Here is a 344-nt window from a genome sequence, read left to right as displayed (position 1 = left end):
GCTGGGCCAGGCGCACCCAGTTGAACGTCGGGTTCACATCGGCGATCAACTCGCGGCTCTCCGGGTTGTCCCGGTCGTAGATGCCGCGCGAAATGCTTTCCACGTGCCCCTTGAGGGTTTCGCCGCTCATCAACTGCATGTCGGCCTTGTCCCCGACTTTGACGTGGGGCAGCTTGGTTTCTTCAAAGAAGCCGTACACCCAGAACGAGTTCATATCCACCACCGCCATCTTCGCCTCGCCGATGCGTGCATAGTCGCCGCGGTGCACGTTGAGGTTGGTCACGTAGCCGTCGACCGCCGCCACCACCTGGGTGCGCTTGAGGTTCAGTTGCGCCGCTTCAAGC

At 61.9% G+C, this 344-nt stretch carries 1 protein-coding gene; it reads right to left on the bottom strand.

Annotated features, from left to right (window positions below; genetic code table 11):
• The coding region (locus tag HX873_RS31470; RefSeq protein WP_177123868.1) for an HlyD family secretion protein at positions 1-344 on the bottom strand (344 nt) is incomplete at both ends.

It is taken from the genome of Pseudomonas sp. P7758 (assembly GCF_013386485.1).
Taxonomy (GTDB): Bacteria; Pseudomonadota; Gammaproteobacteria; order Pseudomonadales; family Pseudomonadaceae; genus Aquipseudomonas.
Note: the sequence above shows the minus strand (reverse complement) of the source record. Positions and strands in the feature narration are given on the sequence as shown.